The sequence below is a fragment of the Bacillus sp. NTK034 genome (genome assembly GCF_017303275.1).
In the GTDB taxonomy this organism is placed as follows: domain Bacteria; phylum Bacillota; class Bacilli; order Bacillales; family Cytobacillaceae; genus Cytobacillus.
Window position 1 is genome coordinate 151,022 of sequence record NZ_JAFKOJ010000005.1, and the last position, 20,689, is coordinate 171,710.

20 protein-coding genes are annotated in these 20,689 nt (G+C 43.6%); all 20 read right to left on the bottom strand.

The window, feature by feature from the left end:
• Nucleotides 1–47: 47 nt before the first annotated feature.
• Entirely contained in the window at nucleotides 48–1,415 is a 1,368-nt protein-coding gene (locus JI665_RS15690) for an SLC13 family permease (protein ID WP_206840671.1), read from the bottom strand.
• 66 nt (nucleotides 1,416–1,481) lie between these two features.
• Nucleotides 1,482–2,987 carry a tripartite tricarboxylate transporter permease gene (locus tag JI665_RS15695; RefSeq protein WP_206840673.1) on the bottom strand — a complete coding sequence of 502 codons (1,506 nt, stop codon included), beginning with the start codon at nucleotides 2,985–2,987 and terminating at the stop codon, nucleotides 1,482–1,484.
• Nucleotides 2,988–3,008: 21 nt separating this feature from the next.
• Nucleotides 3,009–3,458, bottom strand: a complete 450-nt coding sequence (locus JI665_RS15700) for a tripartite tricarboxylate transporter TctB family protein (protein WP_206840675.1) — start codon at nucleotides 3,456–3,458, stop codon at nucleotides 3,009–3,011.
• 13 nt (nucleotides 3,459–3,471) lie between these two features.
• Nucleotides 3,472–4,449 carry a tripartite tricarboxylate transporter substrate binding protein gene (locus tag JI665_RS15705; RefSeq protein ID WP_206840677.1) on the bottom strand — a complete coding sequence of 326 codons (978 nt, stop codon included), beginning with the start codon at nucleotides 4,447–4,449 and terminating at the stop codon, nucleotides 3,472–3,474.
• 180 nt (nucleotides 4,450–4,629) lie between these two features.
• Nucleotides 4,630–5,316, bottom strand: a complete 687-nt coding sequence (locus tag JI665_RS15710; protein ID WP_206840679.1) for a response regulator — start codon at nucleotides 5,314–5,316, stop codon at nucleotides 4,630–4,632.
• Nucleotides 5,317–5,338: 22 nt separating this feature from the next.
• Nucleotides 5,339–6,925, bottom strand: a complete 1,587-nt coding sequence (locus JI665_RS15715; RefSeq protein WP_206840681.1) for a sensor histidine kinase — start codon at nucleotides 6,923–6,925, stop codon at nucleotides 5,339–5,341.
• Nucleotides 6,926–7,200: 275 nt separating this feature from the next.
• Nucleotides 7,201–8,511, bottom strand: coding sequence for a UDP-N-acetylglucosamine 1-carboxyvinyltransferase (gene murA / locus JI665_RS15720; protein ID WP_206840683.1), 1,311 nt, complete (start codon nucleotides 8,509–8,511; stop codon nucleotides 7,201–7,203).
• A gap of 33 nt (nucleotides 8,512–8,544) precedes the next feature.
• Nucleotides 8,545–9,288, bottom strand: coding sequence for a YwmB family TATA-box binding protein (locus tag JI665_RS15725; protein ID WP_206840684.1), 744 nt, complete (start codon nucleotides 9,286–9,288; stop codon nucleotides 8,545–8,547).
• A 272-nt stretch (nucleotides 9,289–9,560) separates the two neighbouring features.
• Nucleotides 9,561–9,812: a DUF1146 family protein gene (locus JI665_RS15730; RefSeq protein WP_206840686.1), complete on the bottom strand. Its 252-nt coding sequence runs from the start codon at nucleotides 9,810–9,812 to the stop codon at nucleotides 9,561–9,563.
• A gap of 279 nt (nucleotides 9,813–10,091) precedes the next feature.
• Nucleotides 10,092–11,606: an NADH-quinone oxidoreductase subunit NuoN gene (nuoN, locus tag JI665_RS15735; RefSeq protein WP_206840688.1), complete on the bottom strand. Its 1,515-nt coding sequence runs from the start codon at nucleotides 11,604–11,606 to the stop codon at nucleotides 10,092–10,094.
• A gap of 6 nt (nucleotides 11,607–11,612) precedes the next feature.
• Nucleotides 11,613–13,130, bottom strand: coding sequence for an NADH-quinone oxidoreductase subunit M (locus JI665_RS15740; protein WP_206840690.1), 1,518 nt, complete (start codon nucleotides 13,128–13,130; stop codon nucleotides 11,613–11,615).
• Entirely contained in the window at nucleotides 13,127–14,995 is a 1,869-nt protein-coding gene (nuoL, locus tag JI665_RS15745; protein WP_206840692.1) for an NADH-quinone oxidoreductase subunit L, read from the bottom strand. The genes JI665_RS15740 and nuoL overlap by 4 nt, the downstream gene beginning before the upstream one ends.
• Before the next feature lie 146 nt (nucleotides 14,996–15,141).
• The gene (gene nuoK, locus JI665_RS15750) at nucleotides 15,142–15,456 is read right to left on the bottom strand and encodes an NADH-quinone oxidoreductase subunit NuoK (protein WP_206840694.1); all 315 of its coding nucleotides are present in this window, start codon (nucleotides 15,454–15,456) and stop codon (nucleotides 15,142–15,144) included.
• Entirely contained in the window at nucleotides 15,453–15,974 is a 522-nt protein-coding gene (locus JI665_RS15755; protein ID WP_206840696.1) for an NADH-quinone oxidoreductase subunit J, read from the bottom strand. The genes nuoK and JI665_RS15755 overlap by 4 nt, the downstream gene beginning before the upstream one ends.
• A complete protein-coding gene (gene nuoI / locus JI665_RS15760) occupies nucleotides 15,971–16,390 on the bottom strand; it encodes an NADH-quinone oxidoreductase subunit NuoI (protein WP_009332200.1) in 420 nt (139 codons plus the stop codon). Before nuoI ends, JI665_RS15755 begins: the two co-directional genes overlap by 4 nt.
• A 170-nt stretch (nucleotides 16,391–16,560) precedes the next feature.
• On the bottom strand, nucleotides 16,561–17,568 hold the full coding sequence (gene nuoH / locus JI665_RS15765; protein WP_206840698.1) for an NADH-quinone oxidoreductase subunit NuoH: 1,008 nt from the start codon (nucleotides 17,566–17,568) through the stop codon (nucleotides 16,561–16,563).
• Entirely contained in the window at nucleotides 17,568–18,668 is a 1,101-nt protein-coding gene (locus JI665_RS15770; RefSeq protein ID WP_206840699.1) for an NADH-quinone oxidoreductase subunit D, read from the bottom strand. The genes nuoH and JI665_RS15770 overlap by 1 nt, the downstream gene beginning before the upstream one ends.
• A 3-nt stretch (nucleotides 18,669–18,671) precedes the next feature.
• Entirely contained in the window at nucleotides 18,672–19,709 is a 1,038-nt protein-coding gene (locus JI665_RS15775) for an NADH-quinone oxidoreductase subunit C (protein WP_206840701.1), read from the bottom strand.
• Between the two features lie 3 nt (nucleotides 19,710–19,712).
• The gene (locus JI665_RS15780; protein WP_035327895.1) at nucleotides 19,713–20,225 is read right to left on the bottom strand and encodes a NuoB/complex I 20 kDa subunit family protein; all 513 of its coding nucleotides are present in this window, start codon (nucleotides 20,223–20,225) and stop codon (nucleotides 19,713–19,715) included.
• Nucleotides 20,216–20,590: an NADH-quinone oxidoreductase subunit A gene (locus JI665_RS15785; protein ID WP_009332205.1), complete on the bottom strand. Its 375-nt coding sequence runs from the start codon at nucleotides 20,588–20,590 to the stop codon at nucleotides 20,216–20,218. The genes JI665_RS15780 and JI665_RS15785 overlap by 10 nt, the downstream gene beginning before the upstream one ends.
• Nucleotides 20,591–20,689 lie beyond the last annotated feature (99 nt).

Here is a 20,689-nt window from a genome sequence, read left to right on the forward strand (position 1 = left end):
TGGCGTGCACAGTTAAATTGGGCACGCCATTTTTTCTTCAAGCTGTCTCATCCCTGCCAATAAAATGCGAAAGCTCCTAAAATAACCCCGATCCAAATCAAGAATGAAACAGCACCCGCTTTAAGCAAATCTCTCTCACTAAAATGGCCATATGAATAACTGATTAAATGGACAGGCGATTGTGTGATAAAGAAGAAGCCTGGAATACCTGCCAAAAGCACGGCCTTCACCAGGTTTAGTGCCGGGAAGCCACTTAGTACATCCCCAAGTGAAATCACTAAAGGAAGCATGATGGCGAGGAAACCTAAGACATTCACAAACATGATTCTCATCAATGAAGTTAATAGAACTAGGATCAAAGCAGTCATAAACGGAGTCTTCAGGGCAAGGAATTGCGTGAGATACTTTACCAGAACATCGATGGTGCCTGTACTTAAGAGCATTCCTGAGACCATGAGCGTAGAAGCAAAGAACAGAACGATATCCCAATTAATCGATTTTCTCGCCCGCTCCCATTCCCAGACTCCGATTCCCGGGAATATGGTCAGACAAGCGCCCAAAAGTCCAATGAGGGGAATTGAGTATCCATGCATGCTTTGTGTGATCCAAAGAGCAAGTGTAATGCCCATAATCGCAAGCATTTTCTTTTCTCTTGAACTGATCTTTCCCAATTCACTGATTTTGGCTTCAAGCAGACACAGCAAATGTTCTTTGTTTATTTTTTCCGGCGGAAACATGATGATGAATGCCAGACCGAGCAGCACGGCAAAAATCGCGATTGGCACTCCAAAAGTAAGAGTCCATTGCAGATAATCAATATGATGGCCGCTATCGGACAAAAGACTGTAAGCATAGATCGTAGAACTTGCTCCTGTAGCTACAAAAGCACCTGTAATTGGAATAAGATAAGTGATGCCGATAAATAAGGATTTGGCCAGATTGCTTGATTCGTCCATTGACTTTAAGCTTCTGATCAGACTATCAAATACGGAAGACAGAAGGCTTGCTTTGCCAACATTGGATGGGACAAGGACCGATAAAATGAAGACAAGGAAAAACGAGATGAAGACAAGCACCTTGCCCGCACCGCGAGAGCATTTCAAAATCATTAAGGAAAGCCTGTCGGCTAAACCAGTATCGATAAAGGCCCTTGAGATGATAAATGTCGAAACCAGCAGCCAGACTACATCAGAGGCGATATAGGCCAGCACCTCTTCATAAGTAAAAAAATGCAAGGAAAACATCAGCATGACTAATAGTGAGCTGTATGCCAGGGGAAATACATTTCCGACCCATAATAGCTGGATGATCACAAGCGCGGTGAGCGACTGTACTTTTATATCCCATTGCATCGGGAGGATAAAAAAGAACAGATACAGCGCGATTGCTATCATCAGTAGAATTTTCTTTTTCATTATGTTTCTCCTTCAGGATAAACAGGAAAATCCACCATTATTCTGGTGGACTTTCCTGGACTCATATTAAGCAGAGATAGCTTCTTTATCATCATTTCTGCTTTTCTTCTTGAACTTATTGATCACAATTGGATAGAACAAAGAAAGTACAGTCAGCACGATCAGTGTGATTGAAATTCCAGAAGAGAAGAAAATACTTAAGCTTCCGTTAGATGAAGTCAGGGCCATCCGGAAATTCTGCTCCATATCCCCGCCCACAATAATTGCCAGCACCAGCGGGGCAATTGGGAAGTCCATTATTTTCATGAAAAGCCCAATTACGCCAAAAAGAAGCAGAAGGAAATAGTCAACGGTGCTATAGCTGAGCGTGTACGTGCCTATAAACGCCAGCATGATGATAAGCGGATACAGGACCTTAGCTGGTGTATCCAGGATTTTTACCAATAAGCCGACAAGGAGAATATTGATGATGACCAGTGCGATATTTCCAATAAACATGCTGTTGATCAGGGCCCATACCATTCCAGGGTCGTTTTCAAAAAGCAAGGGGCCTGGCCTCACTCCCAGCATGATAAGAGCTCCCAGCATAACCGCTGTCGTGCCTGAACCCGGAATTCCCATGGTCAAAAGCGGAATCATTGCCCCCACAGAAGCAGCATTATTGGATGATTCCGGAGCTGCCAGTCCTTCAACTGCTCCTTCGCCAAATTCCTCAGGCTTCTTTGATAGCTGCTTCTCAGTTGAATAGCTCATCATGGAAGCAATCGAACCTCCTGCTCCAGGAAGCACCCCGACGATAAACCCTAATGGAGCACTTCGAAGAATCGGCCACTTCGATCTTTTCCACTGATCTTTTGTAAACCAGATCCTGCCAACCTTCTTCTTTTCTTTTTTTACTTTATCAATCGTTAAAAAGTTATAAAAAACTTCTCCTACTGCATAAACACCGATTATAACAATGAGGAATTCAATGCCTTCACTTAAATGGGGAATATCCATTGTAAAACGGTGCACACCCGTCTGGGGGTCAATTCCAATGGTACTGATCAGAAGACCCAAAGCCATGGCGATGAAGCCTTTCACCATTTTACCGATTGAAAGTGATACAATCGCCGATAATGTTAAAAGCATTAATAGGAAATATTCTGATGGTCCAAATTTCAAAGCGAAGTTTGCCAGCGGCTTTGCCAAAAAGATAAAACCAAAGACCGCCAATACCCCGCCGATAAAGGAAGCCACTGCGGAAATGGCCATTGCCTCTCCCGCCTGTCCCTTTTGAGCCATCGGATAACCGTCAAAGGTGGCCGCGATTGCAGATCCATCTCCCGGTGTATTGAGGAGAATCGAACTTCTTGAGCCGCCATACATGGCACCATAATAGATGGCAGCCATTAAAATAATCGCGCTTGTCGGATCCATCCCAAAAGTAATCGGGATTAATACCGCAACAGCTGTTGCTGGCCCCAATCCAGGGAGCATGCCGACAATCGTGCCTAAAAATCCGCCAATTACAACCCAAAAGATATTCATTGGCTGTAAAACAATCTGGAACCCTTGTAAGAAAGCATCCATGCTATCTTCTCACCTCCATATTTATGGTAAACTCACACCCAACAATTCACTAAAGCCGTACCAGGTTATTAACGAAAATAAAACCGTGACAATGATATTAGCCTTCCACTTCTTCCATCCATTCACATAGAACAGCAGACATCCCAAGAATATAATGGTTGAAGCCAGGAATCCAAAGGGCTCGAAGATAAAGGCGTAAAGGACTCCAAGCACAATTGTAACCCCTATTAATTTCAGTGTCCTCCCCTGGAAAAGCCCCTGGATTTTTCCATTGTGTTCATGAAGGGTTTTCAATTCATTAAAAAGGTAGATAACACTAAGCACCAGCATGAAAATGCTTAATCCGACCGGAAAATATAAAGGTCCGTTTGGATTTCCGAGGTTTGCCTTTGGAATGGCAAAAGAGCTGATTAAAAAGACGCTGGCAATGATGATCATCAACACAGGCATTCCGATTTTTACGGCTTTCATCGCAATCGCTCCCTTACTTAACCAGACCAGAATCATTGATCAGATCTTTGTATAACTTCTCCTGTTCATCAAAAAACTTTTTCGTTTCTTCACTATTTTGATAGAAGTCATCCCAGTCATTATTCTCAAGCAGCTTCTTCCATTCATCCGTTTTTACCATCTCAGCTAACTTCTCATCCCAATAGTTTATTTCTTCTTCAGTCATGTCAGGCGGGCCCATAATTCCTCTCCAGTGTGGAAAGACCATGTCTATTCCTTCTTCCTGGAGCGTAGGCACATCCTCGAGCTCTTCCAATGTCTTATCAGAGGATACAGTCAAGATTCTAAGTTTTCCAGCCAAATGCTGATCCTTTACCTCTGATAACGATGTGGTTACAACATCCACATGGTTCCCCATCAGAGCGGTAACGACATCTCCCCCGCCTCCATCATAAACAAGGAAATTCAAGTCCGATGGTGTAATCCCTTTCATGTCTGCAACCTGCACAAAAGCCAAATGGTCATCATTCCCTAAGCCAGGGCCGACTCCGATTTTAATAGACTTTGGATCCTTCTTGATCTCATCCATTAAGTCATTGATAGATTTATATGGAGAATCAACAGATACCGCAATTGCCTGCCATTCAGTGGCCAGTGTGGCTAAAGGAGTAAAATCTTTGTGGGTCAGTTTGCTTTGCCCCAGCAAATTATTGGTCAGAAGCAAACTCGAGTTAACTGCCAGGTTATGAGAGTCTTTGCTATGCAGATAATTCCAGCCAACCTCACCCCCGCCTCCGGGCTTATTAATGACATTTACATTGCCTTTGACAAGTTTGTTATCCTTTAAGATTTTCTGTACGGAACGGGCAGTTAAATCCCAGCCGCCACCCGGAGATGCCGGGGCTACAATCTCAATATTTTTCGAGGGGTAATCTGCACTGTTCGATGCTTTACCTGATGAACACGCTGCCAGCATAAATGCAGCTAATATTAAAATTCCAAGGTTTTTCACGGTTTCCACTCCTTTTAAGTTATTAATTCTGAATTTATAATAAATTCTAAACACTTTTGTGTAAACGTTTTCAAAAAATTGTCCATATAAACCTTTATATGCATTTTGTTCATTGTGTTCATATGTTCAGAGGTTCACATATTTATAAAAAGAAAAAGCCCTGATCATTCGGACTTTTCCTCATCCTTCTTTTATGTAATAATTCCGTTCCGGCCGTCCTACAATCCCATACTCCTGTTCCACATACGCTTTATTGGCACTTACCAAGTATTCCAGATACCTTCTCGCCGTAGTCCTGGATGCACCCATTTTTTCGCCAACTTTGTCAGCGGACATGCCTTTCGTTTCCTTCTTTAGTATTTTGCTTACTTTGTTTAAGGTAAGGTAGTCAATTCCCGCAGGCAAATCAAGTTTATCTTCTTTCACCTTGCGGCTTCCAAATAACCGGTCAATGGCATCCTGATTCACTTCCACTAATGAGTCCAGGATCTGCTTATCATGTCTATATTTCTCAAGTGTTCCTACAAAAGTCTCCATTGTTACCGGCTTAATCAAATAGTTATGGACGCCAAACTTCAGAGCTTTCTGCAAATATTCTTTTTCTCTGGCAGCTGATATCAAAATAACATCCAGTGCGGGAAACTTTTCACGGATTTCCAGCAGCAGATCTGTTCCCAATTTATCCGGCATATATATGTCCAGCAGCAGCAAATCAACTTGATGGACGTTCAATAGATTCATGGTTTCCTTTGCATTTAAGGCCTTCCCGATTAGCTTCATGCCCTTAACCCTTGATAGAAATTCTTCATGGATTTGCGCAATCCGGAAATCATCCTCAGCAATTAGAACATTGATTACCCCACTCAAATTCCCCCTTTATAAGAGATAATCATTTTGGCAAGTAGACAGTAAACACCGTACCATTTTCTTCATTACTGTCAAATTCAATCATTCCGCCTAATGATCGTGCTTCATCGTTTACATTTCCAAGACCATATCCCCTATGTTTTCCCTTGGAAGAAAAACCGGTTTGAAAAATAAATGGCTTATCCTCATCCTTAATCCCCTTCCCATTGTCATTGATTTCAAAAATAATGTCATTTCCGATATCTGTCACAAAAAAATGAACCATCTTTTCTTCTTTTTCTGCAACGGCATCAAATGCATTATTAATGAGATTTCCCAAAATAATGATCAGGGAAGATAGCTTGAATTTTTCCGGAAGGGATTCCAGCGAGCTTTCTGGATCAATAACAAAATTTATTTTCTTTTCCGACGCCTGCGCCATTTTTCCTAATAGTATGGCCTGGACTTTTTCATCCTGTATTTTTGATAGTAATAAATCTTCTTCTATCGAATGGATATGGTCCTCATTCTTAATAAACTCAATCGCTTCCTCCTTCTTATTCAGCTGCAGAAGGCCGAGAATGGCATAGAGCTTATTGGTAAACTCATGAGCTTGAGCTCTCAGGTCATCGGAATACTGTCTAACCTCTGATAGGGCATCAATCATATGCTTGATCTCTGTCCTGTCCCGGAAGCTGCCTACCATCCCTTTTCTTTGATTTTCTTCAAAGACAGGCTCAGTGTTGACAATCATAATTTTTTCCTTGTATTGAATTTCAACATTCTTTTGTTTTTCGCTGTTAGTAAGAATCTTTAACATGTCCGAGGAACAAATTACTTCAGATAGGGGCCTTCCTTCTGCCTGTGCCTCAATATCCAGCATTTGCTGTGCAGACGAGTTCATCATGGTGATATACCCTCGCTCATCCACAGCAATGATCCCTTCTCTCACCGATTGGAGAATAGCATTTCTTTCTCTATACAAAGCCGCGATTTCATATGGCTCCAGATTGAGTGTATCTTTGCGAATGCTGTTGGCCAGAAGGAAGCTTCCAATGATTCCTATAATTAAGATTAGGACGGAAGCTTTTAGAATTTTTGCGATGTCGCCCCAAATAGAAAGATATATCGCATCCATTTCATATAAGACAACGACTGTACCCTCGACTTTTTTATAAGGTCCATAATCCACCATAACTGGGGCAACCGCTTTTAGCACCTTTCTGCCATTTTCTGTTGTTTGAAGTACGTAATAGCTCCCATAAGTAAGCGCTTTATCGAGATTCTCATTATTCAGCTTATTATATAAGCCGTCTTCATCTGTTGAAGCAATCAGCCTCCCATCACGGCCCTGGAAAAATACAGTCATGGGTTTGGATTGATATTTAATCTGGTCCATCAATATACTGATATCTTCATATCCGCCGCCATGCCGAAAGAAATCATGCAGGGCAGGCATATAAGACAGGGTCTTGGCCGTTTCCAAAGAAATTTCCCTCGCCTTTACCACATCATCAGCCTGCTTCATATAAATAAATAAGCCAGATAAAGACGTGATGATAAAAATAATCAGCATGAGGACCAATCCCAGAATTTTCACCTTCAAAGAAACCTTTAGGATTTTTTTCATTATATCTTCATCAGCTGTTCACTATATCCTATCTTTTTTCTATTATATTAGTATAAATATTCAAAATTATCCATGAATCCTTCTTACTAGTCGGCCAATAAGAAAAGCGCTGGTGTTAGACAGTTATCAACGTTCAAAAGTTATTCTTATCATTAATTAAAAACCGCAGAATCGATTTGTCAGTCCTCTGACAGCTCGATTCTGCGGTTTCAGTTTGGTATGCGCGCAAGGCGACTATTTTGACGACTCGCAATGGCCGCCTTGATTGGCATCACTTATGCGTTCATGTCAGAAACAAGGCTGTTATTAACAGGTGTTTCTTCCACTTCTGTCACACGTTCGATATCTGCACCAAGTGCAGCAAGCTTTTCGTGGAAACTCACGTATCCGCGGTCAAGATGCTTCAGCTCTGTTACGCGTGTTACGCCATCTGCCACCAATCCAGTCAGGATCAAGGCTGCTGCTGCACGAAGATCAGTAGCGGCTACTTCTGCACCCTGCAGATTGCTTGGTCCGTTCATAATGACTGAACGGCCTTCAATTTTAATATCAGCGTTCATGCGGCGGAATTCCTCCACATGCATGAAACGGTTTTCGAATACAGTTTCCGTGATCACACTTGTACCCTGAGCGTGAAGCAATAGGGCCATCATCTGTGATTGCATGTCTGTCGGGAAGCCAGGGTGAGGCATTGTTTTAATATCAGCTGCCTTCAATTTATCTGGACCCAGCACACGGATTCCTTCAGCTTCTTCAATGAAGGTAACACCCATTTCTTCCATCTTGGCGATTAAAGAAGCGGAATGCTCAGGAACAGCACCCTTTACAAGAACGTCTCCTCCTGTAATGGCAGCTGCTACCATGAATGTACCTGCTTCAATGCGGTCAGGAATGATGTTGTGCTCTGCACCAAACAGTACGTCCACACCTTCAATGCGAATCGTGCCAGTTCCTGCCCCTTTAACCTTGGCACCCATTTTATTGAGGAAGTTAGCCAAGTCTACAATTTCCGGTTCCTTTGCTACGTTTTCCAAAATCGTTGTGCCTTTGGCTAATGTTGCAGCCATCATAATGTTTTCCGTAGCACCAACGCTAGGGAAATCTAGATATATTTTTGCTCCATGCAAGCGGCCTTCTGGTGCTTCCGCTTCAATAAAGCCATTACCAACCTTTACTTTCGCACCCATCGCTTCAAAGCCTTTTAAATGCTGGTCGATTGGGCGGGAACCGATTGCGCAGCCCCCTGGCAATGCCACACGGGCACGGCCATTTCTTGCTAATAAAGATCCCATGACTAAAACTGAAGCACGCATTTTGCGTACATATTCAAAAGGTGCTTCTACCTTCAACTCTCGAGATGCATTTACTGTTACTGTATTATTTTCAAACTCCACTTCGGCGTTTAAATAGCGTAATACTTCATTAATAGTATATACATCGGAGAGTGTTGGGACATCACGAATTACGCTTTTGCCATCACTTGCTAACAGTGTTGCGGCGATAACCGGTAAGACAGCGTTTTTTGCTCCTTCTACTTTGACAGTACCGCTTAACCTAATTCCGCCGCGGACGATGATTTTATCCAAAGTGTATTCCCCTCCGCGTCCATTTTCTCTATATTAATATTCAATCGTAATGATGGGTGTGCCAATAACTATGTTTGTCTTGGCGCCCATTCCTTGTGTCCGTAATCCAAGCTGCATGTTCATTTTATTGCCATTTGTCTCAATGAATTCACCAAAAAGCGGTGAATTTGCTGATGCTGAAATAAATTGGTCCTCTTCTAGTGCTTCTATTTCTGTTGCATTAAAAGCTTCCAGCAATTGAGTTGCAGTATCAGGCAAAGACTTATTAATCTTATCATTGAATTCACCCTGGATACAAGAGAAAATTGTGGCATTTCCTCGAAAAATGTCAGAAATCTTACTATTCAGTTCTGCAGCCAGTTCGCTTTGTTCTATCTTCCACCCCTGACCTTTGGCCTCATAAATCACATACGTCTGAACTTGACCTTTTGTGGGGGTCGATAAAACTTTTACTGCTTCTGACTGAGTATCTGTTTTCATAATAATAGCTTCTGCTTCCCAAGACTTTTCTGATCTTTGAAAGCTCCATTCCCAATCAGGATATTTCGCCTGCAATTCATCGGTGAATGCTTTCACTTCCCGAAGGGTTTGAAGATTTTCCATTTTTTCTCTCGCATGCAAAGTCCAATCTTTGATTAAAATATTCTCGCCCTGTAAAACCGAGGCCATCGTTAACAGGTCAAGCTCCCCTTTGGCTACAGTCGTCTTATTCCCAATGATTATCATCATGAAACCAATAATGGCAATAATGGATAATGTAATGAATGATTTTTTCATCTGTAAACTCCTCCCCTTAGTACCATTGTTACCAAGGATAGAGTGAGCATACTTGGGAATTGTCGTCACTTTTTGACAAACTGAAAAGGCAGCAAAATCACTGTTAATTCCATTGCTATTCCTGCCCTTTTTTGCATACTTTGAAAACCATTTCACAAGATAGTATGTATGCAGGAAAACAAGCAACAAAAAGATTTTACTCAATAATCTTCAAAAAGAAAACATGTATGAAGACCTATATTTATAAAAAATATGGCCATCAAATGCATCACCTAAAGAAAGGTAATATTCTGCAGTATAAGCGGCAGCTGCTGGGACCATAGAAGATAGTCGAGAAAGAAGTTGCTTACGGCTGAACCAATCACAATAGAAAGCAGAACATATAATACACGTGCCTGAAAAACATGATTTGCCCGCAATAGTGTTTCAAATCGCAATGCCTGAAGCGCCCACCAGGCCAGTGCAATAAACACCAGATGAGACATAATACTGATAAGTGCCTGCTGCCCAAATCCTGATATCATCTTCTTCCCTCCCTTAAAAGTTTGCCACGTCGCTTACCTGTTTTGTGCGCTACAATACCATTTGACGTTTATACTATCAGGTAAGTTTCATAACTGGTTATTTTTTGAAAATTAAGTTTCTTTGTTTTTCGCAGATTATATGTCCATTATATCGAATTGTCGAAAAAACACGAAGTTTAAATAGAGACAAACAAAAAGAAGGGGAAAATTCCCCCTCCTATTAATACCCCTTTTTGGTACAGCTTTTTAAAACTCCCATTTTAAAAAGTGATTTCTACTTTATTGAAAGAAATCAGTAAACTGGTTGAAATTGCCCTGCAGGAAGTCGAATGCAATATTTGGTGCAACTCCAAACAGGATGGTTGCTGCCAGGCTGATGCCGATAACAGCTGTTAATGCAGCTGGGATCTTAACCTTTCCTGTATCAGCTGCTGGCCTGAAGAACATCTGCACCATTACGCCGAAGTAATAGAAGTATGAAACGACTGTTGTCGCAATCATAATCGATACCAATACATAATGGCCTTCATTCGGCACTAAGGCACCCATAAAGATATTCAGTTTGCCAATAAAGCCGGCTGTTCCCGGAATTCCCGCAAGTGACAGCAAGAAGATGGCCATGGCAATGGCCAGAAACGGCGCCCGGCGGTATAATCCCGCAAATTGACTGATATCTTCAGATCCCGATTTATGTGTCACATGCTGGATGATCGCAAAAGCACCCAAGTTCATAAATAAGTAGGCTCCCAGATAGAACCAGAGTGTATCAAACATGAACAGTGACATGCTCGCAATGACGACTAGCAGATAACCAGCCTGAGCAATACTGGAATAGGCAAACAAACGCTTGATATTTCGCTGCCTTAACGCAATCAGGTTCCCAATAATCATCGTGGCTCCTGCCAGGAAGGCAATGTAATCCTGGAGAGCAAGAATCATTGGCAGCCCCTGTGCATCACCGGATGGTGCATTCGCAAAGATTGAGAACAGGATGCGGATAATAATGATGAACCCGGCTGTTTTGGAAACAACACTTAAAAAAGCTGTTACAGGTGTAGGTGCGCCCTGGTACACATCAGGCGCCCACATATGGAACGGTGCTGCTGCCAATTTGAAAGAAAGTCCCACCACAATCATAAAAAACGCAAGGCCAAGCAGGTAAATATGCTGCTCGTTATAGACGGATGTCAAAAATCCTGCCATTTCCTTTAAGTTCGTAGTTCCAGTTAAACCGTATACATAACTCATTCCAAACAAAGTGATCGCTGTGGCGATACTGCCATTTATCACATATTTCATGGCAGATTCATTTGAATGCAGATTTCGTTTTCTCATGCCTGCCAAAATGTAGGACGAGATGGAAAGCAGCTCAAGTCCCACAAACAGGGTAATTAAGTCGCCGCTTGAAGACATGATCATCGCTCCAAGTAATGCAGCCATGAAGAGATAGAAAAATTCCCCCCTGAATTCTTCCAATCCTTCATTTGGCTCATAGCCAATGGCAATCAGCAGTACCATTGCCGATCCAATCAAAAGCAGCAGCTTAAAAGCTTTTGCAAAGGAATCAAGCCTGAACGTATCAAGCAAAATGGATTCCGGTCCATGTCCGATAAGGCCCAATAAGGAAACAAGCGCTGCCAGAATGCCGGCAAAGCCGACCCAGCCGAGAACTTTTCGGCTTTGTGATTTCGGCATAAATAAATCCATTAGTGAAAGAGCGGTCGCAACACCAAGGATGATGAACTCTGGCGTCATAATGCCCCATTCATATGATAATAATGTTTCGAGATCCATCCTTCATCACCCTCCTATCCCCAGCATGATCGTTTCAAGTGTTGATGTCAGCGGTTCACTCAGTACACTTGGATAAACACCAATCAGGACAATTAAGCCGAATAAGACCAGGACAGGCACGAACTCAAACTTTTTCATATCCGTAACGCCGGCAAAGTCTCTATGCGCTTTGCCGTAAGTGATGCCCAGTACCGCGCGAAGCAGGTAAACTGCTGTCATAATGATTCCGATTGTACCGACTGCAGCAAGAATCGGCATTTCTCTAAATAAGCCAAGGAAGGCCATAAATTCACTTACAAATCCTGACATGCCAGGCAAACCAAGTGAAGCCATAGCCCCTGCAAGCAGGAAGCCTGCTGTAATCGGCATCCCTTTTGCCAAACCGCCGAGATTTTGAATATTGGAGGTTTGAACTCGTTCATAAAACACACCGACAAGGAAGAATAAAAGCGCTGCGATTAACCCGTGAGAAACAACCTGGAAAATCGCCCCCTGGATTCCTGCCTCATTTAATGCGCCTAACCCGATTAAAACGATTCCCATGTGGGAAATAGAAGAGTAGGCAAGCACCATTTTAAAGTCGGTCTGAACAAACGCCAGGAACGCTCCATACAGTAAATTCACGACTCCGAGCACAGCCAGCCAAACAGCCAGGCTTTGGAATTGCTCAGGAAATATCCCCATGCCGAAGCGGATTAAGCCGAATGCCCCTATTTTCAAAAGCACCCCAGCGTGCAGCATGACGATTGATGGCGGAGCTTGTACGTGCACCCTTACCATCCAGCTGTGCAGCGGGAATATAGGAAGCTTCACTCCAAATGCAATTAAAAGCGCAATCAGCATGCCCATTTTCATATTTTCAGAGATTGGCGCAACCAGCTGCGGATTATCCGCGTTCATTGCGGCCATCAAAGCATCAATATTAGCTGTGCCAGTTCGGGCAAACAGCACCATAATGACAATCAGCAGAACAGCAGATCCAAGTCCGTTATAGATCAGGAAGCTGTATGCTGCATTTTCCTTTTCAAAGTAACCCCATTTTCCGATCAGGAAGAAGGTCGGAATCAAGGTTATTTCAAAGAAGATAAAGAAAAGAATCAGGTTTTCAGCTGCAAATACACCCAGCATGCCGACTTCAAGCAGCAGGAACAGCATGAAATAGCCCTTCCATTCTTTTTTAATATGAATAGAAGCAATAGCTGCCAGTGTTGAAAGCACAGCTGTGAGCACAACCATGATTAATGAAAATCCATCCAGCCCCAGTTCATAATCAATGGAAAAAAGGTTGCCCAGCTGGCCGGAATCTCCAAACTGAATCCAGCTGACTTTTTCATTCAGCTGTTCCAAGCCTGCACCTGCACGGTATTGAAAATAGGCTATCAGCGCCAATACCAGTGCCGGAATGGTAGCCAGGAAACCAACGGCCTTGATCAATGATTCCTGTGTTTTCGGCAGGAATGATAATACTAAAATACCAAGCAGCGGGGAGAAAACTAAAATGGATAGAAAATAAGCTAAGTTCATTTTAAGTACCCCCCTGAAAACGCATAGATGACTACTAAAATAGCAAGCCCGACAAACGCCACTGTTCCGTAAGTCTGAATCTGGCCATTTTGAAATTTAGAACCAAGTCTTCCGAGTGCAGACGCGATTCCAGTTACGCTCTTTACAAGTCCTTCAACCAGGAACACTTCCAGGAAGCGCAGGAATGAGCTAAAGAATTTCACACCATTTACTACTGTCAGCGAATAGAATTCATCAATATAGTATTTATTGTACAGAACACTGTATGAAAGCGGCATTCTGCTTGTAAGCCAATCGCGGGCAAGCGAACGTTTGCCATACATTAGCCAGGCAAGGAAAATTCCCAGCAGGGAAACAGCAGTGGCGACAATCATTATCCATGCAGGCCCCTCAATATGGCCATGACCCAGAGCATGGTTATCTTCCACGAGCCAATCACCAAGAAATGTACCAAACCATGGTGTATTCACATATCCAGCCACTACAGCCAGCACCCCTAGGGCCACCATTGGCAGCGTCATAACACCAGGCGACTCGTGAACATTTTTCATATCGGTTCTTGCTTCACCAGCGAAAACCATAAAAAACAGACGGAACATATAAAATGCCGTAAAGAACGCAGCAATCACCGCTAGCCAGAACAGCACTGTATTCCCATGTGCCCAGGCAGCAATTAAAATCTCATCTTTACTGAAGAATCCTGAAAATAATGGAACCCCGCTGATCGCCAGTGTCCCAATCAGGAATAGAGGGCCAGTCACGCGCAGCTTTTTCCATAATCCGCCCATATGTTCAATATTCTGTGTATGAACCGCGTGGATGACACTTCCGGCTGCTAGAAACAGCAAGGCTTTGAAAAAGGCATGTGTCATTAAATGGAATACACCGGCTACATATCCGGCAGAACCCAGCGCCAGCATCATATAGCCAAGCTGGCTGACGGTTGAATAAGCGAGCACCCGCTTAATATCCTTTTGGACCAGGCCGATGCTTGCTGCAAAAATGGCTGTGAACGCCCCAATTACAGCAACTGTCATCAATGCTGTTTCACTTGCAGTAAACAGCGGGAACAACGCTGCCACTAAATACACACCTGCAGCTACCATTGTCGCAGCATGGATTAATGCGGAGACCGGCGTCGGTCCTTCCATTGCGTCCGGAAGCCAGGTATGCAGCGGGAACTGGCCCGATTTACCGACAGCCCCTACAAAAATAAGAATGGCTGTTAATGTAATCATTGTGCCCGAAATGGCACCAGCTTCAACAGCTGCAAAAATTTCATCATACTCAAAGCTGCCAGCCTGCCAGAATAACAGAATCATTCCGATCAAAAGGCCGACGTCTCCAATACGGGTCATGATAAATGCTTTTTTAGCCGCAGCCTTTGCTTCCTCTTTGAAAAAATAGAAACCGATCAGCAGGAAGGAACCCAGTCCGACAAGCTCCCAGAAGAAATACGTCTGAAGCAGATTAGGCGAGATGACAAGGCCCAGCATGGCAAATGTAAATAACCCTAAATAAGCATAGAAAACAGGGAAGCGGTCATCACCCTGCATATAGCCTTTCGAATACGTATGTACCAGGAAACTGACAAGTGATACAATCACCAGCATCAGTGCATTTAACTGATTAACTTCAAAACCCGCTGTTAACTGAACATCCCCTATAGTCAGCCAAACGCCTTCTGCTTTAAAAGTTGGTGCCGAAAACCGGTCAAATAGCACCAATATTGAATAGACAAGCGATGCCAGGGAAAACAGAATTCCTATATATGCACTCGCTTCTTTTAGCCGTTTGCCGAATAAAATAAGGAACAAAAACGATAAAAGCGGGAAAAGCGGTATGATCCATGCATTCTCCATCATTATCACAATCCCCTTTTTTGAACACGCCCTAATGCTTGGCGTGTCAGATTGGGACCTTATTATCAGGTCCATAAAGGCGGCGCCATTTATGGCAGCCTTCACTACTCTCTATTCTCAGCCAGTCCGGCTGTATTTTTCACAGTCTTTTAGTGCTTCATAGCATCCATTTCATCAATGTTAACACTCTTCTTATTACGATACAGGGCAATTAATATCGCCAGGCCAACTGCTGCTTCTGCTGCTGCAACAGTAATTGTAAACAAAGCAAATATCTGGCCTGTTATGGATGGCATTATGCCGTATTTGCTGAATGCCACCAGATTAATATTGACAGCATTCAGCATTAGTTCGATCGAGATCAGGACGATCACGGTATTCCGCTTGGTCAAGGCACCATACAGCCCGATGCAAAAGAGAATTAAAGCCAAAGCCAGGTAGGCTTGAACTGGAACTGCACTCATTCCTTTTCCGCCTCCTTCTCATCATCTCTTTTGGCCAAAACAATGGAGCCGATCAAAGCGACCAATAATAGAACAGATGTAACTTCAAACGGAATAATGAATTTTGAATAAAGCTCAATTCCAATTTGCTCTGTATTATTGACATGAAGGTCATTCGGCGCAGACGGCAAATCAAGGTTATATATCCCGATGTAGACTGCGAAAGCAAAGCCGAGTACACCCAGGAATAATAACAGCTTTCTCCAGCGGCCTGTTTTCGGCTCGCTTGTATCATTATGGCGTGTCAGCATGATTCCGAACAGCATGATAATGGTGATGGCACCGGAGTAAATTAAGATCTGGACTGCAGCCAGGAATTCAGCTGAAAGCAGCACATAAATTCCGGCAATGCTTACAAATGTAAAAACCAGGGCGACAACCATATGCACGACTTTGGTAAGGTTCAATAAAAGCACGCCGCCGATGACCGCAACTAAAGCTAGAGACATAAACGCTAAAAACTCACCTGAAAACGTCATGCTTTATTCACCTTCCGTATATTTTCATCATTTTCATCAAGCCATTCAAGATTTTTAAACAGCTCATCCCTGCTATATTCCGCCAGTTCAAAATTATTGGTCATGATAATCGCTTCGGTTGGGCAGACCTCTGTGCACAAGTCGCAAAGAATGCAAATTTCGAAATTGATATCATAGGTATCAATAATTTTTCCCTTTTTGGCAGGGTCCGGATGCTTTTTGCCTGTAAGCTGGATACAATCGGTTGGACAAATATTTGCACACTGATTGCACACGATGCACTTTTCAGGATAAAACTTTTGAATTCCCCTGAACCGGTCCGGAAGCGGAAGAGGTTCATTCGGATAGTCATAGGTTACCTTTTTGCGTGTCAGGTTTTTTAGGGTATACGATAATCCTTTCGCTAAACCAAGCATGTTTTTTCACCCCTTATTTGAAATGCGGAAGCGCCTTGCCCACCCCCGACAAGCACAAGACGAGCCCTGCAAGAAGGTGATCTTTCCTTCTGGAAGGGATTGGCTTGTGACCTCGAGGGGGTAGGCGCTGAAGCTAGACAGTTCTCGAAGTTTTATAGGCCGGTCCTCAATTAAAATATATTCAGCCATTCTTTCAGCAAAGCTGTTAAGAAAATATTCGCAAGCGCAACCGGCAGCAGAACCTTCCAGCCAAATTCCATGAGCTGGTCTGCACGAAGGCGCGGGAATGTGACACGGAACCAAACCAAGATAAAGATGACAGCCGTAAACTTAATCGCAAACCAAACGGCACCCGGAATGAATTCCAGGAAAGGAAGCGGCAGCCATCCGCCAAGGAATAATACGGTTGTCAATGAAGCCATTGCAAAGAAATATACATATTCCGCAAGCATGAAGAACGCCCAGCGGAAGCCGGAATATTCAACATGGAAACCTGCGACCAGCTCTGATTCCGCCTCAGGCAAATCAAATGGAACACGGTTCAGCTCCGCTGTTGAAGCAATCAGGAATACGATAAAAGCGATTGGCTGCCAAATGATGAACCAGCCATTTTTTTGCGCTTCCACGATCTCATTAAGGTTTAAGCTGCCTGTTAAAAGGATAATGCCTAATACAGACATAACGAGTGGAATCTCATAAGAAATCATCTGGGCCGCGGCACGCATTCCGCCTAGCAAAGCATATTTATTATTGGAAGCCCATGCTCCGGTGACAATACCGACTGTTGTCAGCCCGGAAATGGCGATATAATACAGCAATCCAACTCCAATATCAGCAAACTGAAGTTTATCTGTAAAAGGAATCGTCGCCAGCACCATAAATGCTGGTGCAAATGCAATAACTGGTGCAAGTATAAACAATGGCCTGTCTGCCAGCTTAGGGATGGTGTCTTCTTTTAATAAAAGCTTCAATACATCAGCAACGGTCTGCAGCAGCCCCCAGCGGCCGCCGACCTGATTCGGGCCATGGCGCAGCTGCATAAATCCCATGACTTTACGTTCTGCCAGAATGGCGTAAGTAACAAATCCCAAAACGACTAATAGCAAAACGGTGGCAAGCAAGAAGAAAATGCCGAAATTCAGCAAACCTGCTTCGGAATAGAGAAGTTCTTCTACCATTAACCGTCCACCTCCCCAAGGACAATATCAATTGCCCCTAAAATAGCAATTAAGTTCGCAATGTTTTCGCCTTCAAGCAATTTAGGGAGAATTTGAAGATTATAGAATGATGGCCTCCGGAATTTTAACCGGTATGGCTCTTTCTTTCCATCACTCGCGATATAGCAGCCGATTTCTCCCCGTGGAGACTCAATTCTAACAAACCCTTCCCCTTTAGGCGCTTTAATGATTTTCGGCACTTTTGCCAGAATATCGCCTTCTGAAGGGAATTGCTCAACAGCCTGTTCAAGGATTTTTAATGATTCTTCAATTTCCTGCATGCGCACATGATAACGGGCCCATGCATCCCCGCCGTCCTGTACGGCAACTTCGAAATCGAAGCGGTCATAGATAGAGTATGGCTCATCTTTGCGGAGATCCCATTTCACGCCTGTACAGCGGAGATTTGCACCGCTCAGAGAGTAGTTTAAAGCATCCTCTTTCGTATACTTTCCTACCCCTTTGACACGGTTCATGAAAATTTCATTTCCTGTTACAAGCTGATGATAACCTTTCAGCTGTTCACGCATATAGGGAACAAACTCTCTTACTTTATCAATCCAGCCTTCAGGAGCATCCCATTTTACACCGCCGACACGCATATAGTTAAACGTTAAGCGGCCCCCGGATATCTCATTCAGCATATTGATAATCATTTCACGCTCTCTGAATGCATACAGGAATGGGCTTGTCGCTCCAATATCCAGCAAATATGTACCCCACCATACGAGATGGCTGGCAATCCGGCCAAGTTCCATGGTGATCACACGCAGATATTCGGCCCGCTCCGGAATTTCAAGGTCCATCATCGTTTCAACCGCGTGGACAAGGATATAATTATTCGTCATGGCTGCAAGATAATCCATTCGGTCTGTATAAGGAATAATTTGCGTATACTGCAGGTTTTCAGCTAATTTCTCCGTTCCGCGGTGCAGATAACCGATGACCGGTTTCGCCTCTTTGATGATTTCACCGTCAATTTTCAGAACAAGGCGGAAAACACCGTGTGTACTTGGATGCTGAGGTCCAACATTCAATAGCATTTCTTCGGTTCGCAGCATTGGTTACACCTCCACATCGTACGGTTCATAGTCTTTGCGCAGCGGATGCCCGATCCAGTCTTCCCCAAGCATAATCCGATATAAATTAGGGTGGCCCTTGAACTGAATGCCCAGCAAATCATACGTTTCACATTCCGGCCAATCCGCTCCAGCCCATAACGGCTGCAGAGAATCAATTTCCGGCTTATCGCGGTCAATTTTAACCTTAAGGGCTACAGATTGGCGCTTTTTGTATGAGTATAAATGAGCATACACTTCCATATGCGTCTCAAAATCAGTGCCATGAAGCTCTGATAGGTAATCAAAACCAAGTTGTTCATTATATTTCAGGAATTCTGCCAATTTAAAATATGATTCAGCCTTGGCAACTAAAGTAGGCACATCCTTGGAAAGATCATTAATATAGTACTCTTCAAGAACGTCAGCACCAAGATTCTCTTCAATTACCTTTACATATTTATCAAGATAAGGCTGATTAACGGATGGCGCTTTTTCTGCAGCCGGTTCAGTGTCTGCCTTGCTTCCGGCAGCTTTTGCCTTTGCGGCAGCTGCGGCGGCGGCCTTTGCTTTTGCGGCTGCGATTGCCTTGGCCTTTTCATCATCAGCTGATCCGCCAGCTTTGCCTGCCGCAGCTAATTTTGCTTTTGCTGCAGCGGCGGCTTTCGCCTTTGCAGCTGAAATGGCTTTAGCTTTTTCGTCATCCCCGCCAGCCTGTTTTGCTTGAGCAGCGGCTTTCGCCTTAGCTGCTGCTGCAGCCTTTGCTTTTGCGGCGGCAGCGGCTTTTTGCTTGGCGATGTCTATGTCTTCTGCTGGTGATTCTTCCTTCGCTTCGCCCTGCTCTTTCGCTTTCATCTTTGCCAGGGCTGCAGCCTTCGCCTTCGCGGCGGCGGCGGCTTTTTGCTTGGCCAGATCCAAGTCTTCTGCTGGCGATTCTTCCTTCGCTTCACCCTGCTCTTTCGCCTTCATTTTAGCCAGTGCTGCTGCCTTCGCTTTAGCTGCTGCTTCTTTTTTCAGCTGTTCAAGATCTTTTTCTCCGCTCATAGGTTAGATCACCTTCTTCCCAGTCTTAGCCTCATAACGGATTTTTTCTTTTAGTTTATTAATTCCATAAATCAATGCTGCCGGGTTCGGCGGGCATCCTGGTATGTATACATCAACAGGGACAATCTGGTCGACCCCTTTTACAACTGAGTAAGATTTTACGTATGGCCCGCCCGCAGTTGCACATGAGCCCATCGCAATCACCCATTTTGGTTCAGGCATCTGATCGTAAAGACGGCGGACAATTGGCGCCATTTTCTTTGTTACTGTACCTGAAACAATCATGACATCAGACTGGCGGGGAGATGTACGGAAAAAAGATCCGAAACGGTCCAAATCGTAGTGCGATGAACCTACACCCATCATTTCAATGGCACAGCAAGCAAGCCCGAAGGTCATTGGCCACAATGAATTACTCCGCGCCCACGCTTTAATCTGTTCCAAAGTTGCCATAAACACATTTCGCTGCAGTTCTTCCATTTCTTCTGGTGTAATATTATCCAACTTTAAATCCATTTCAGCACCTTCTTTTTCCATGCATAAACAAGTCCAATTACTAGCATAAATACAAAAATCAGCATCTCAATCAATGCAAAAATCCCAAGTTTCTCATAGGCCACAGCCCACGGATACAAAAATACAGTCTCTACATCAAAAATGACAAACATCAGGGCAAAAATATAATAGCGGACATTGAACTGCACCCTCGAATCATGGAATGGCTCAATCCCGCTCTCATATGTGGTATACTTCGTATCATATGGCTTATAGGGCCGCAAAAGCTTGCCCAAAAACAAAGCCACCACAGGCAGTAAAACTCCCAGGCACAAAAACACAAAAACTATCAAATAGTTATTCTGATATAAATTCCAAAGCTCCATGCCCATCCCCTCCAATGCTGAAAATTTTCACAACATTTAAACATGTAACCGTAACCATTATACACCCTACTCCCACATGTGTCGACACAACCTCATACT